At 66.8% G+C, this 14,055-nt stretch carries 14 protein-coding genes and 1 tRNA gene; 9 read left to right on the top strand and 6 right to left on the bottom strand.

Annotated elements, in window-relative coordinates:
• Positions 1-9 precede the first annotated feature (9 nt).
• Positions 10-783, top strand: a complete 774-nt coding sequence (locus EU800_RS10810; RefSeq protein WP_129631766.1) for an HpcH/HpaI aldolase/citrate lyase family protein — start codon at positions 10-12, stop codon at positions 781-783.
• Positions 784-841: 58 nt separating this feature from the next.
• On the opposite strand, the gene EU800_RS10805 is transcribed toward EU800_RS10810, so the two are convergent.
• The gene (locus tag EU800_RS10805; RefSeq protein WP_129631763.1) at positions 842-1,423 is read right to left on the bottom strand and encodes a PEP-CTERM sorting domain-containing protein; all 582 of its coding nucleotides are present in this window, start codon (positions 1,421-1,423) and stop codon (positions 842-844) included.
• Positions 1,424-1,629: 206 nt separating this feature from the next.
• The gene (locus EU800_RS10800) at positions 1,630-2,412 is read right to left on the bottom strand and encodes an SHOCT domain-containing protein (protein WP_129631760.1); all 783 of its coding nucleotides are present in this window, start codon (positions 2,410-2,412) and stop codon (positions 1,630-1,632) included.
• Positions 2,413-2,630: 218 nt separating this feature from the next.
• On the opposite strand from EU800_RS10800, the gene guaB reads away from it, so the two are divergent.
• Positions 2,631-4,085 carry an IMP dehydrogenase gene (gene guaB, locus EU800_RS10795; protein ID WP_129631757.1) on the top strand — a complete coding sequence of 485 codons (1,455 nt, stop codon included), beginning with the start codon at positions 2,631-2,633 and terminating at the stop codon, positions 4,083-4,085.
• Between the two features lie 127 nt (positions 4,086-4,212).
• On the opposite strand, the gene EU800_RS10790 is transcribed toward guaB, so the two are convergent.
• Positions 4,213-4,824, bottom strand: coding sequence for a lytic transglycosylase domain-containing protein (locus tag EU800_RS10790; RefSeq protein WP_129631754.1), 612 nt, complete (start codon positions 4,822-4,824; stop codon positions 4,213-4,215).
• Between the two features lie 196 nt (positions 4,825-5,020).
• Between EU800_RS10790 and ssb the strand changes: the two genes are divergently transcribed.
• Together ssb and EU800_RS10780 are read left to right on the top strand one after the other, a co-directional pair.
• Positions 5,021-5,491, top strand: a complete 471-nt coding sequence (gene ssb, locus EU800_RS10785; protein WP_129631752.1) for a single-stranded DNA-binding protein — start codon at positions 5,021-5,023, stop codon at positions 5,489-5,491.
• 122 nt (positions 5,492-5,613) lie between these two features.
• On the top strand, positions 5,614-7,923 hold the full coding sequence (locus EU800_RS10780) for a Tex family protein (RefSeq protein ID WP_129631749.1): 2,310 nt from the start codon (positions 5,614-5,616) through the stop codon (positions 7,921-7,923).
• Between the two features lie 76 nt (positions 7,924-7,999).
• Here EU800_RS10780 and EU800_RS10775 read toward each other — a convergent pair whose 3' ends face one another.
• On the bottom strand, positions 8,000-8,458 hold the full coding sequence (locus EU800_RS10775; RefSeq protein WP_129631746.1) for a disulfide bond formation protein B: 459 nt from the start codon (positions 8,456-8,458) through the stop codon (positions 8,000-8,002).
• Positions 8,455-9,033: a YqaA family protein gene (locus EU800_RS10770; protein WP_129631743.1), complete on the bottom strand. Its 579-nt coding sequence runs from the start codon at positions 9,031-9,033 to the stop codon at positions 8,455-8,457. Before EU800_RS10770 ends, EU800_RS10775 begins: the two co-directional genes overlap by 4 nt.
• Before the next feature lie 70 nt (positions 9,034-9,103).
• Here EU800_RS10770 and EU800_RS10765 point away from each other — a divergent pair, with 70 nt between their 5' ends.
• The 5 genes from EU800_RS10765 (at position 9,104) to EU800_RS10745 (ending at position 13,616) form a co-directional block, all read left to right on the top strand.
• Entirely contained in the window at positions 9,104-9,940 is an 837-nt protein-coding gene (locus EU800_RS10765) for a neutral zinc metallopeptidase (RefSeq protein ID WP_129631740.1), read from the top strand.
• 136 nt (positions 9,941-10,076) lie between these two features.
• Positions 10,077-11,366 (top strand): flavin-dependent oxidoreductase, encoded by a 1,290-nt coding sequence (locus EU800_RS10760; RefSeq protein ID WP_129631737.1) that lies wholly within the window; start codon positions 10,077-10,079, stop codon positions 11,364-11,366.
• A gap of 1 nt (position 11,367) precedes the next feature.
• The gene (locus tag EU800_RS10755; RefSeq protein WP_165354628.1) at positions 11,368-11,949 is read left to right on the top strand and encodes a TRAP transporter small permease; all 582 of its coding nucleotides are present in this window, start codon (positions 11,368-11,370) and stop codon (positions 11,947-11,949) included.
• Positions 11,946-13,298 (top strand): TRAP transporter large permease, encoded by a 1,353-nt coding sequence (locus EU800_RS10750; RefSeq protein WP_129631731.1) that lies wholly within the window; start codon positions 11,946-11,948, stop codon positions 13,296-13,298. The genes EU800_RS10755 and EU800_RS10750 overlap by 4 nt, the downstream gene beginning before the upstream one ends.
• Positions 13,299-13,532: 234 nt before the next feature.
• Positions 13,533-13,616 (top strand) — tRNA-Leu (locus tag EU800_RS10745).
• A gap of 220 nt (positions 13,617-13,836) precedes the next feature.
• Here the strand turns inward: EU800_RS10745 and EU800_RS10740 are convergent.
• The coding region (locus tag EU800_RS10740) for a transposase (RefSeq protein WP_207209886.1) at positions 13,837-14,055 on the bottom strand (219 nt) is incomplete at its 5' end.

Below are 14,055 nucleotides of genomic sequence, written 5' to 3'. Positions count from 1 at the left end.
CAACCTCCCATGCCCGCTCCGCTCAACCCGATCAAGAAAGCCCTCGCAGAGGATCGTCTGCAAATGGGCTGCTGGCTGAATTTCGGCCATCCCGCCATCGCCGCCATCGCCGCTTCTGCCGGTTTCGACTGGTGCCTGATCGACGCCGAACACGGCCCCAACACGCTCGAGATGGTCCACGCCCAGCTCAATGCGATGCAGGGGCATCCGGCCGCACCGGTGGTGCGTGTGCCCTGGGGAGAGCCCTGGATCCTCAAGCGGGTTCTGGACATTGGCGCGCAGACCGTCGTCGTGCCGATGATCGATACGCCCGAACAGGCGGCAGCCGTGGTGGCGGCCTGCAAATATCCTCCCGAGGGCATCCGCGGCAAGGGCGCGATTCTGGCGCGGGCGACGAACTGGGGTCAGGTCACCGACTACGACGCCACTGCCAATGACCAGATCTGTGTCATCGTCCAGGCCGAGACCCATGTGGCGCTGGAAAACCTCACAGCGATTGCCGAGACGCCGGGCGTCGACTGCGTCTTCGTCGGGCCCGCCGACCTTTCCGCCGATATGGGCTATGCCTCGCCCGACGATCCGGCTGTGCTTGAGACCATCGAGGCAATGGTGAAGACGATCCGCGCTGCCGGAAAGCCGGCCGGGATCATCTTCTACGAGGAGGCGATGTATCCGCGCTTCGTCGATCTCGGCGTGCGGTTCCTCGGCGTGGGCGCCGATGCCAGCACCTTCGCCCCGGCGATCCGCGGCCTCGCCGCTTCCGCCCGGGAAACGCTCGCCTGATACAAAACGCGCCGCCTCAATTGGGGCGGCGCGGTCTTCTGGTCCAGAGAGTCCGAATTCAGGCGGCCTTGCGGCGGCGCTTGAAGCCGTAGAGCGAGGCGATGCCGGTCAGCAGCAGGCCGACGGCGCCCGGAACAGGAATCGGCGAGGCGTCTCGCACGACAAGCGTGTCGGAGTAGCTCAAGTAGCCGGGCTGGCCGGCCCAGGGCACCGGGCCCGCAATGTTGTCGGGGGCATTACCCCAGTCGCACCAGACGGAATCCGAGAAGTAGGCGGCCGCACAGGCAGCCGCGCCGGTCAGATTGGCATCGGAGTAGCTGAAACGGGAGCCGGAAACCGGGTCAGTGCCGGCGAGGGGCACGTTCGCTCCGGCGAACTGGAAGTCCAGGCCGCCCGGCGCGTTCAGCAGTTCCTCAACGGTGGGCAGGCGCCAGCCAAACTGTGACTGATAGGTCAGGTCGAAGCCGCCACTGCCGGAATCATAGGCCCAAGGCGCGGCCCAGGCCCAGTCGAGGCCGTTCATGGTGATATAGGCGTTCGACGCGACGGGCGCTTCGTAGGCCACGGCACTGGCCATATCGGCGGCGCCGAATGACGCAGCGGCAATGGGTAGAGCGAAAAAAGCACTTCTAATGGACATCTGGCGCGTTCCCTTGAAAATGGATCCAATGAGACGCCGAGAAACCAGTGAACTGGGGCCGCACTGAGAAGAGTTTATGGCAAGTTTGCCATAATTCGATGGATTACGGTGGTTGGGTCGGACCTCCTTCCGGCCGGTCGTTTTCCAGACCTGCCTTGCCCGATCAGTATTTTTCCCACGCCCGCCGATGGTCTTCCGCCGCCGCTCTAGAGCCGCTTGAGAAGCTCGGCTTTCTTGGCGGCGAATTCTTCCTCAGTCAGCGCGCCGGCATCGCGCAGGGCCGCCAGACGCTCGATCGTTGAGAGGATGTCGCCGGTCTCCTGGGGCGTGCGCGGCGGCTCTTGGAATGGCGCCTGGTTCGGGGGCGGCGCGTCGGCAAAGGGCTGTTCGGGCATCGGCACGGGTTGCGACGCGGGCTGCGGCTCCTCCGGCACACCGGCGCGCGGCAGGCTCGACAGGGCGAACTGGCCATACTGGCTGGAGAAGCTGATGCCGCCGAAAGGATCGCCATAACCCGACTGCTGCTGGGAGAATCCGCCGATCTGGTGGTCGAGCGTGTCGAGCAGGATCACCGGCGCGCCGTTGCCGGGGTCTACCGCGACCCGGGCTGCGGCCGGGAAATAGGCGTAACGGAACTGGTTCTGCCCGCCGACCGCGCTCGGCTGGCCGAGGTCGGCCGGCCACCAAGCGGCCCCGGCGATGGTCTGCGGCGCCCGGAAGAAGGCCGTTCCGGCCATTGCGTTCGAGAGGTCCGCGCAAAGCGAGTCCACCGTCGCCTTCAGCCCGTAGTTGAACATGTCGCCGACCATGGTCATGCCGCCGGCCATCCACTGACCGCCGCCGCCGAGTTCGGGAATGTTGAACTGCGCCATGGTGCCACCCCCGGCGGCGACGGCGCGGGCCATCTGTTCGACGGCGCCCTGGGACAGGCCATGGCGCGCTGCGATATCGGAAATCTGCTGTCGTCCGGCGTCGGTGAGATCACTCATGGGAGTTTCCTCTGGATTTGATGTCCTTTGCGGGGGGCTATGGCAGGTTTCGTCGCCGGGGGCGACCGATTTCCGCGAAAGCCTCGCTGGACGGATCGGGCGCGGCGACGGCCACAAAATCTGCCACTGCCGCGGGAGGCGCCCACAAATCCGGGGTTTCCTGCCAGACAAATCCGTGTATAGGGGATGCGCCAAACGACCCCCTCAAGGAGAGTGAGATGGAGATTCGTGAGGCGCTGACCTTCGATGACGTTCTGCTCGTTCCCGCCCGCAGCTCGGTGCTGCCGGCGACGGCGAATACCGCGACCCAGGTGACCCGGTCGATCCGGATGAACATCCCGCTGCTGAGCTCGGCGATGGACACCGTGACCGAGGCGACGATGGCGATTGCCATGGCCCAGGCGGGCGGCCTCGGAGTGATCCACCGCAACCTCACCGTGGAGGAACAGTCGAGTCAGGTGCGGCGCGTCAAGCGCTTCGAGAGCGGCGTGGTCTACACGCCCGTCACGCTGACCGCCGACCAGACACTGGCCGATGCCAAGGCGCTGCAGGAACGTTACAACGTCACCGGTTTCCCGGTCGTGGACGAGAAGGGGCTCGTTGTCGGCATCGTCACCAACCGAGACATGCGATTCGCGGAGAATGACGCGACGCCGGTCAAGGCGATGATGACCTCGAAGGATCTCGCAGTGCTGACCGAGCCGGCCGATCTCGGCGAGGCTCGCGCGATGATGCGGGAGCGCCGCATCGAAAAGCTGCTGGTCACCGACAGCAGCGGCAAACTCACCGGCCTGCTGACGCTGAAGGACATCGAACAGGCGGTGCTCAACCCGCAGGCCTGCAAGGACCAGCTCGGCCGGCTGCGTGTCGCCGCCGCCTCGACGGTGGGCGATGCCGGCTTCGAACGCTCTCAGGCGCTGGTCGATGCCGGCGTCGACATGATCGTCATCGACACGGCGCACGGCCATTCCGAGGGCGTGGCCAAGGCCGTGGAGCGGGCCAAGAAGCTCTCCAACGAGGTTCAGGTCGTGGCCGGAAACGTCGCCACGGCCGCGGCGACGCAGGCGCTGATCGGGGCAGGGGCGGATGCGATCAAGGTCGGCATCGGGCCGGGGTCGATCTGCACCACGCGGATGGTCGCGGGCGTGGGCGTGCCTCAGCTCACCGCCATTTCCGATTGCGCTGCCGCGGCCGCAGAGACCAGCACGCCGGTGATTGCGGACGGCGGCATCAAGTTTTCCGGCGACTTCGCCAAGGCGATCGCCGCCGGCGCCTCCTGCGCCATGGTCGGCTCCATGCTCGCGGGCACCGACGAATCCCCCGGCGAGGTCATCCTCTACCAGGGCCGCAGCTTCAAATCCTATCGCGGCATGGGGTCGCTCGGCGCCATGGCCCGCGGCTCGGCCGACCGGTATTTCCAGAAGGACGCCGCCTCCGACAAGCTCGTTCCCGAGGGAATTGAAGGCCAGGTGCCCTACAAGGGGTCTGCAGGCACGGTAATCCACCAGCTCGTCGGCGGCCTGCGCGCTGCCATGGGCTATACCGGCAACGCGACAGTGGAGGAGATGCGGACGAACTGCGAATTCGTGCGGATCACCGGCGCGGGCCTCAAGGAGAGCCATGTCCACGACGTGCAGATCACGCGCGAGAGCCCGAACTACCGGCTAGGGTGAGCGGACGTTCGAACCCGGCACCACGGCGCGGAGCAAAGGCCGAAAGGCCGCCGCGCGGCCACCACGGCCCGGCGATGGCATGGGTTCGCGCTTGGTCCTGGTCGTTGGAAGGTGCCTTAAGCTGGCTTCAGCTTCCCCAGATCTTGCGGACGTACTGTTTTGTCTCGCGATAGGGAGGGACGCCGCCATATTTGTCGACCGCGGCCGGTCCGGCATTGTAGGCGGCAAGCGCCAGGCGCCAGTTTCCGTAGCGGTTGTACATCATCTTGAGATAGCGGGCGCCGCCATCGAGGTTCTGGTTCGGATTGGTCGGGTCCACCCCCAGCGTCGCGGCGGTCTCCGGCATGAGCTGCGCCAGCCCGATCGCGCCCTTGTGGGATCTCGCGCCGGTGTGCCAGTTGCTCTCCTGCTGCACCAGCCTCAGGTAGAGATCCTCCGGAACGCCGTGCCGCCGCGCTGCATCCTTGGCGACTTGCAGATAGGGCCCGCTATAGCGGCCCCGGTAGCCCGGAACGGAGGCCAACTGGACAGCGGATGTCGCCGACGGTGGCTGAAGCCGCGTGGAACTCGAGTATTGGCTGGCCGCACGGCTGTCGAGCACCCGCGTCTGCGAGGAGAAAAGCTTCGTCCTGGCCTTGGAGGAAATCGAGGTTTCCGCGGAGGAGTCAGTGGCACCGCCAAACGCCACACCCGCGGCCAGAAGGGCCGCTGCCAGCCTCGTCCCGATGCCACAGCGCATGCACTCGTCCCGGTATCCGTTTTTCGTTGCTGCGCAGTATAGGGAATTTCCGCCGCCGCGCCAGCCCGCAGAGCGCACTGCGTCGCATTCCGCGGTTTTTTACCGCCACGAGGTGGTGTAGCGTCCCACTCCAGACCGGAATCGGCGCGCCCGGATGCGCCGGACGGAACAACAAGACAGAACCAAGGAGCGGCGTATGGCGGGATCGGTGAACAAGGTCATTCTGGTGGGAAACCTGGGCCGGGACCCCGAGGTGCGGACGTTCCAGAACGGTGGCAAGGTCTGCAACCTTCGCATCGCGACCTCGGAGAACTGGAAGGACCGCAATACCGGCGAGCGCCGGGAGCGGACCGAATGGCACTCGGTCGCGATCTTTTCCGAGCCGCTGGCGCGGATCGCGGAGCAATATCTGCGCAAGGGGTCGAAGGTCTATATCGAGGGCCAGCTCGAGACCCGCAAATGGCAGGACCAGTCCGGCCAGGACCGCTACACGACCGAGGTGGTGTTGCGTCCCTATCGCGGCGAACTGACCCTCCTCGACAGCCGGGGCGGTGGCGGCGGCGGCAGCGACGGCTATGACGACCGTGGCGGCTACGGCGGCGGCGGCGGCTATGACAGCGCCCCCGGTGGCCCCGGTGGCGATGTCGACGACGAGATTCCCTTCTGATCCGTCGCAACCCGACCGGAAACACCTCCGCGACACCGTTTCCCGCGTCGCATAAGGCCGGTATCCGGGCGCCTTTCAGGGGCCCGGGGACGGCGTGTATCCTTCCCTGACATGTGAGCCCGATGACCCAAGCCGTTCCTGCCCGGATTGTCCGAACCATTGCCGAAGAGATCGCCGCGTCGCCCGGGCAGGTGTCCGCCGCGGTGACACTGCTTCGGGAAGGTGCCACGGTTCCCTTCGTTGCGCGGTATCGGAAGGAGGCAACGGGAGGGCTCGACGACGGGCAGCTTCGCCAGCTCTCCGAACGGCTGGACTACCTGACCGAACTGGAGGCGCGGCGGGACGCGATCCGCAACTCGATCCGCGAACAGGGCAAGCTCGATGACGCCCTGGAGGCGAAGATCGCCGCTGCGGAAACGAAGTCCCTTCTCGAGGATCTCTACCTCCCGTTCCGGCCAAAGCGGCGCAGCCGCGCGACGATCGCCCGCGAGCACGGCCTTGCGCCGCTTCTCGAGGCCATTCGCGCCGATCGCAGTGCCGATCCGGAGGCGCTCGCCGAAGGCTTCCTCGGCGAGGAGGTTCCCGACAGCAAGTCCGCGCTCGCCGGCGCCCGCGACATCCTCGCCGAGGAGTTGGCCGAGACCGCCGACCTGCTCGGCCGCCTGCGCGCCTTCCTGCAACAGCACGCGCTGCTCATCTCCCGCGTCAACGAGGGAGAAGAGGCGCGAGGCGCGAAGTTTTCCGACTATTTCGACCATCGGGAGCGTTGGGCCGACGTGCCGGGACACCGCGCATTGGCCATGTTGCGCGGCGCGAACGAGGGCATCCTGAGGCTCGACATCGCGCCCGATCCGGAGACCGACCTGCCGAAGGTCGAGGCCATGATCTGTGCCACGCTGGAGACCACCGGCGACGGGCCGGGCGACCGCTGGCTGCGCGGCGTGGCGGGCTGGACCTGGCGCACGAAGCTGAGCCTCCGGCTGATGCTCGATCTGACGGGCGAGATGCGCGCCCGGGCGCAGGAGGAGGCTATCCGTGTCTTCTCGAGAAACCTGAAGGACCTGCTTCTCGCGGCGCCGGCGGGGCCGAAGGGCGTCATCGGGCTCGACCCCGGGATCCGCACCGGCGTCAAGGTCGCCGTGGTCGATGCGACCGGCAAGCTCCTCGACACTGCCACGAACTATCCGTTCCAGCCGAAGAACGATCTGCGCGGCGCACAGGCCACGCTTGCCGGGCTGATCCGCAAGCACGGCTCCGAGCTGATTGCCATCGGCAACGGCACGGCCAGCCGTGAGACCGAACGGATGGTTGCGGACCTGCTGGCCGAAATGCCGGCGCCGAAGCCGGCCACGGCGGTGGTCTCCGAGGCCGGCGCTTCGGTCTATTCCGCCTCCGAACTCGCGGCGCGGGAATTCCCCAATCTCGACGTGAGCCTGCGCGGCGCGGTCTCGATCGCGCGCCGGTTGCAGGACCCGCTGGCCGAACTGGTGAAGATCGATCCGAAAGCGATCGGCGTCGGGCAATACCAGCATGATGTCGACCAGCACCGGCTGGTCCGTGCGCTCGACGGGGTCGTCGAGGATGCGGTGAACGCGGTCGGGGTCGATCTCAACATGGCCTCCGCGCCGCTGCTCGCCCGCGTCTCGGGCCTCGGCCCGGCCCTGGCCGACGCGGTCGTCGCGCATCGGGATGCACATGGTGCTTTCTCCTCCCGCAAGTCGCTGCTGAAAGTTCCCCGCCTCGGGCCGCGTGCCTTCGAGCAATGTGCTGGCTTCCTGCGTATCCGGGGCGGTGCCGAGCCGCTCGACGCCTCCGCTGTCCATCCCGAATCCTACGCCGTCGCGCGCCGGATCGTCGCCGCCTGCGGGCGCGACCTGCGCCAGGTCATGGGTGACGAAACGCGGCTGAAATCGCTGCGCGCGGAAGATTTCGTCGACGGCAGCGTTGGACTGCCGACCGTGCGCGACATCCTCGCCGAGCTCGCCAAGCCCGGCCGAGACCCGCGGCCCGAATTCCGCACCGCGCGTTTCGCCGAAGGGATCGAGCAGATCGGTGACCTGAAGCCGGGGATGATGCTCGAGGGCAGCGTCACCAATGTCGCCGCCTTCGGCGCCTTCGTCGATATCGGCGTTCACCAGGACGGGCTGGTGCATCTCTCCCAACTCGCGGACCGGTTCGTGAAGGATCCGCACGAGGTGGTGAAGGCAGGCGACATCGTGCGCGTCCGGGTGCTCGAGGTGGACGTGCCGCGCAAGCGGATCAGCCTGTCGATGCGCAAGCAGTCCGAGCCGGGCGAGCAGCCGTCGAAGCCGGCGCGTGGCGGGCAGGGTCAGGGGGCGCGGAAGCCCGGAAAGCCACCGCGTCGAGAGCCGCCGGCGGCGGGCGATGGCGCGCTCGGGGCCGCTCTGCGCGACGCGATGCGACGGGACTGACGCGCGTAACTCTCAGTGTCCTCGGTCCCGAACCGGCCCTCGCGGAACGTCGATTCGGGTGGTCGGTGCGCCGTGCCTAGCGGCGCGCGGCCGCGATCCAGATGCCGAGGAGCGCGAGCGACAGGATCACGTTCATGTTGGCGAAGGAGAGGCCTAGGATCGAGAAGGAAATCTGGTCGCACATGATCGTGCCGATCGTGAAATCGGTGCTCAGCAGATCTGCGCCGGAGAGCCCGGAGAGATCCTGGCCGCCGGTGCAATCGGCCGGGCCGGACCAGAGCTTGCGCTCGACCCCGGAATGATAGACCGCCAGCGTCAGGCTGACGAGCGCCGTCGCCGCGCCGAGACGGGGCAGCCAGCGGGTCGGAACCATCAGGGCCAGCAAGCCGATCGCCAGCATCGCCGCATGCGGGTAGCGCTGCAAGATGCACAGTTCGCAGGGCAGGATTCCCATCACGTGCTGGAAGAAGAAGGCGCCGGCCAGCGACAGCGCCGATCCGGCCAGTGCAAGAAGGACAAGAGATTTTCGGGTCATAGGAATTTCACTAGGTAGAAGCCGCCGACGAGGCCGACGCAGAACAGGATCAGCACGAGCCCCAGCCGCTTTTCGATGAAGTCGCGGATCGGGGCTCCGAACTTCCAGAGAAGAACGGCAACGAGGAAGAACCGCCCGCCGCGGGCGATGACGGAGGTCAGCATGAACGTGACAAAGGGCATGCCTGTCCAGCCGGACATGATGGTGATGACCTTGTAGGGAAATGGTGTCAGCCCCGCAATCAGCACCGCCCAGAAGCCGAAATCGTTAAAGCGTTCATTGAACTCCGCCATCCGGTCGGCCTTGCCGAGGCTTTCAAGGATCGGCAGGCCGATCTCGTTGAAGGCGAAGGCGCCGATCGCGTAGCCGAATGCGCCGCCCAGGACCGAGGCGACCATGGCCACGCCGGCAATCAGGAAGGCGCGATTGGGCGTGGCGATGATCATCGGGATCATCAGCACGTCGGGCGGGATCGGAAAGAACGAACTTTCGATGAAGGCGACCGCCGCCAGAGCCCAAAGTGCGTATTTCCCGGCTGCAAGCGACAGCGTCCAGTCGTAGAGTCGTCTCGGCAATGGTCGGCACCCCGTCCTGTTCGGGTGCAAACAGCACGGGGCGGCGGAAGGGTCAAGCAGGAGACGTGGTATGACGTGGCGAGTGAGGCAGGGTAGCGCGAAGGCAGGGGGCGACCGGGGCAGGGGCAGGGTTTGGAAGGCTGTCGCGGTGGGGGGCGTCGCGCTCCTCGTCGCCTGGGGGCTCGGCATCGTCCCGGGCATGCGGCCGCAGGCGCAGGGCACGGCCGCCGGTGCGGCCCCGACCGCAGAGGAGGAGAAGGCGGCAGGCGCTTTCGCAACCGTCGTGCTCGCCGATACGGAAGCGGTCTGGGGCGGGATATTCGAGAGCCAGGTCGGTCAGAGCTATCAGCCGCCCGGCCTGGTGCTGTTCTCCGAGAGCACCGCCTCGCCTTGCTCCGACGCCATGGGTACGATCCTGACCGGACCGTTCTACTGTCCGTTGAGCCGGCACGTCTATCTCGACACCGCCTTTCTTGCGGAAGTGCGCGCGAGCCCGGGAAAGGGAGCCGATTCCGCTGCCACCTGTGTCATCGCGCACGAGGTGTCCCACCACGTGCAGAACGAGCTTGGTATCCTGGGCGAGACCCGGAAGGCGCAGGACAGGCTGAGCGGGACCGAGCGCGAGGCGCTCTCGATCCGGGTCGAACTGCAGGCCGACTGCTTCTCCGGCATCTGGGCGCGGCACTCGGCAACCCCGACCGGCGCGGTCGAGCCGAGCGACATGGCCGCGGCCCTGGTTGCCGCCAAGGAGGCCGGCGAGCATATGCTGGCACGCTGCGCCGACCGGGTGCAGCCGCCGCATGCCTTTTCCCGCGGCAGTATCGAGCAACGCCAGAGATGGTTCGCGACAGGCTTCGAGGCGGGGTTGCTCGATGCTTGCGACACCTTCACCGCCGGGCAGATCTGAGCTGACTTGAGCGAGCGTTGCGCGCCGTGCAATGCCGCCTGGCAGGCACTCCACGGTTGCAATCCGGCCCCCGGGCGACGCATAGGAGGGCAGCGCCGGGTCGTGCCGGCCCGCTGCGCCCGAAAGGAGGCACGCCATGACTGTCCTGATCTCCGGCGCCGGCATCGCCGGCCTGACCCTCGGTCTCTCGCTGCACCAGGTGGGCGTTCCGTTCCGGATCATCGAGGCCATCGCAGAGCTGCGCCCACTCGGATTCGGTATCAACCTTCAGCCGCATGCCGTGCGCGAGCTTTACGATCTCGGGCTCAAGGACAAGCTCGACACGATCGGCGTTCATACCGAGCGGACGAGCTATTTCAACAATCGCGGTCAGGAGGTCTGGTCCGAGCCGCGCGGTATCTCGGCGGGGTACCGGTTCCCGCAGATCTCCATCCACCGCGGCGCGCTGCAAATGGCGCTGCACGAGACGCTGGTGGAACGTTGCGGACCGAAGGCGATCCTCGCCGGCGCCAAGGTGTCCGAATGGTATGAGAGCCCGCGCGGGCTCGAAGTCGTGCTGACCGACCGGCAATACGGTTTCGAGATCGACCGGCTGCGCGGCTCGGTCCTCGTCGCCTCCGACGGGGCCCGCTCACGGACCCGCGAGACGCTCTTCCCCGATGCCGGCAAGCCGAACTGGCGCAAGTCGATGATGTGGCGCGGCGTGGCGCGGGCGCCGCGATTCCTCGGCGGTCGGACGATGACAATCTCCGGCACGAAGGGAATGAAGTTCGTTGCATATCCCATTGGCGACAGGGGGAAAACGCAGAGCTTCGTCCACTGGATCGCGGAGCTTCCGGTGACACCCGACCGCGACTATGACACCCAGGACTGGAGCCGGCGTGGCGAGATTGACGACGTGCTGCCGAGCTTCGAGGACTGGAAGTTCGACTGGCTCGACATTCCGGCGCTGATCGGCGGCACCGAGGCGGTCTGGGAGTGGCCGATGGTCGACCGAGACCCGTTGCCCTCCTGGACCGAGGGCCGCGTGGCGCTGCTCGGCGATTCCGCGCATCCGATGTATCCGATCGGTTCGAACGGCGCCTCGCAGGGCATTCTCGACGCCCGCGTCATGGCGCGCAGCCTGCGCGACCATGGCGAGACGACGCTGGCGTTGCAGGACTACGATGCCGAGCGCCGCGAACCGGTCAACGCCATCATCCTCGCGAACCGCGGGCAGGGGCCCGACGCGGTGCTCGATGCCGTGGCCGACCGCGCGCCGGACGGCTTCGAGGATATCGACGTGGTGATGCCCGAGGCCGAACGGCGGGTCTTCTCCGAGCGCTACAAGCAGGCCACCGGTCTCACCGTGGAGGAAATCAACGCCCAGCCGTCGATCATCGGCGCGGCCGATGGTGAACGCTTCCAAGGCAAGATCGGGGACTGACATGACACTGGCCGGCGAACGCGGCCCGCTGGGGCGGCGGGTCGAGACGGCCGCGCGTCTGCTCGCCTGGTCGGGCGGAGTCGTCCTCCTCGCCGTGGCGACGGTGACCTTCGTCTCGGTGATCGGCCGTGCGCTCGACGGTGTCGGTCTCGGCGCGGTGCCCGGCGATTACGAATTGGTCGCCCATGGCTGCGCCATCGCGGTCTTCTTCTTCCTGCCGTGGTGCCAGCTCAAGCGCGGGCATGTCACCGTCGACATCCTGACCGACCGGTTCCCGCCGCGGGTTCAGGCGGTTTTCGGCCTGATGGGCGACCTGCTCGTGACGCTGGCCTCGGCGGTCATCCTGCGCCAGCTCTGGTTCGGCTTCGGCGAGAAGTTTCCCTATGGCTCTGATTCCGTGCGGCAGTGGCTCGGCATGGGCTACAAGCCGTTCTTCCCGGAGACCACCTACGAGTTGCAGATCCCGGTCTGGATCCTCTATGGCGTGGCGCTTGTCGGCGCGCTGGTGATGCTGGCGGTCGGGCTCTACACGACATGGCGCGCCGCCTGCTGGGTGCGGGACGGCCGGGAGGGCGCGGCATGACCGGCCTTCCGCTGGCGCTCACGGCCTTCGGGCTGATGCTCGCGGGCGTCTTCCTCAGGGTTCCGATCGCGCTCGCCATGGGGCTGACCGGGTTCTTCGGCACCTGGTATGTCATGGGCGCGCCCACCGGGCCGATGGCGCAGCTGAAGACGCTCACCTACGAGACCTTCTCCAACCAGGGGCTCGCCATCGTGCCGCTCTTCCTGCTGATGGGGCAGGTGGCCACGCGCACCGGCATGTCCTCGGCGCTGTTCCGCGCCGCCTCCGACTGGCTGGGCCACAAGCGCGGCGGCATCGCCATGGCGGCGGTGGGAGCCTGCGCGGGTTTCGGCGCGATTTGCGGCTCCTCGCTCGCCACGGCCTCGACGATGGGGCAGGTGGCGTTGCCCGAGATGCGCCGGCGCGGCTATTCCGACGCGCTGTCGACCGGCGTGCTGGCCGCCGGCGGCACGCTCGGCATCCTGATCCCGCCCTCGGTGATCCTCGTGCTCTATGCGATCCTCGCCGAGCAGAACATCGTCACGATGTTCGTCGCCGCGCTCGTTCCGGGCCTGCTGGCGGCACTCGGCTACATGGTGACGGTGGCGATCTATGTCCGCGTCTCGCCGGGTGCCGGGCCGGTCGCGCCGCGCCGTCCCTGGTCGGAGCGCTGGTCGACACTCGCGGCGACCTGGCCGGTTCTCGCGATCTTCGGGCTCACCATGGGCGGCATCGTCGGTGACTGGGACTGGACCCGGCCGGGCGACCAGGCGCTCTTCACCCCCGGCGAGGCGGCGGCCTTCGGCGCCGTGACGACGACGCTCTACGGCGCCACGATGGGCCGCCTGACGCGCGCCGGCCTGCTCGAGAGCTTCCTCGAAACCGCAAAGGCGACCGGGATGATCTTCTTCATCCTGCTGGGGGCCGAGGTCTTCAAGGGCTTCCTGGCGCTCACCCGGGCGCCAGACGCGCTCGCCGACTGGGTGCTGACCCAGGGATTCGCGCCGATGACCGTGCTGGTGGCGATGCTGCTGTGCTATCTCGTCTTCGGTTGCGTCATGGAGAGCCTCTCGATGATCCTGCTCACCGTGCCGATCTTCCTTCCGGTGATCGAGGTGCTGGATTTCGGCATGTCGCCGGAGGCGGTGGCGATCTGGTTCGGCATTCTTGCCCTGATCGTGGTCGAGGTCGGCCTGATCACGCCACCCGTCGGGATGAATCTCTTCATCCTGAACGGCGTCGCGCCGGATATCCGCATCGGCCGCACTTATGTCGGCGTCGCTCCCTTTGTCCTGTCCGACCTCCTGCGCGTCGGTTTGCTGGTCGCCTTCCCGTCCATTTCGCTCTGGCTGGTCGCCCTCATCGGGTAGCTGCCGGTGATTTCCGGTCGCAAGAGCTTGTGCGTCGCTCGCGGCGGAGCTAGATCCCGAATTGACGGTCCAGGTGGCGCAATCGCGGCAAGCGCAGGGCAATGGTCCCTTCCAGCCTGTTCTGGCTATTTGCCGACCGAGCCGCTTCCGGACCTACGCGCGGGATTGAGCCCGATCGCGCGGCGGGTTAGACAGGGCTCCGGTCCCCGAGGCTACCAGCGGGGAGCGTCCAGTGCGGGTGTGGCGGAATGGTAGACGCGAGGGTCTCAAACACCCTTTCCTCAAGGAGTGTCGGTTCGAGTCCGACCACCCGCACCAGCGCAGCGAGAAGTTTGTATTGTTTTCAAATAGGTAATATCTTTTCTCTCTTCTCTATCCACCCTATCGCCCACCCTTGGGCGCTTGATGGACCGCGATTTCCGCAATCCGCCACTCCGCCGCGTAGGTCTTGCTGACGGTCTCGTTCACGTCGGACGATGAACGGAGCCACAACGGTCCACGGCGGCCATGGGTATCGTTCAGCTAGAGCGATCCCAATCTATTCGGTTTCATAGCCTGCGGCCTTGAAGAAGTTGTAGCATTCTTCTTCAGTGAAGAGGTTGCAGACGTGTCCGACGACCTGCCAAAGCGGTTCGTAGGTTCGAGCGGCGGCTTTGCGGATCAGCGTTTTCAACTTTGAGAACGCCATTTCTATCGGGTTCAGATCGGGACTGTATCGGGGCAGGAACAGCAACCAGTTGTCCTGTGCTTTCAGCAA

Source organism: Tropicimonas sp. IMCC6043 (assembly GCF_004146235.1).
In the GTDB taxonomy this organism is placed as follows: Bacteria; Pseudomonadota; Alphaproteobacteria; order Rhodobacterales; family Rhodobacteraceae; genus Tropicimonas.
Note: the sequence above shows the minus strand (reverse complement) of the source record. Positions and strands in the feature narration are given on the sequence as shown.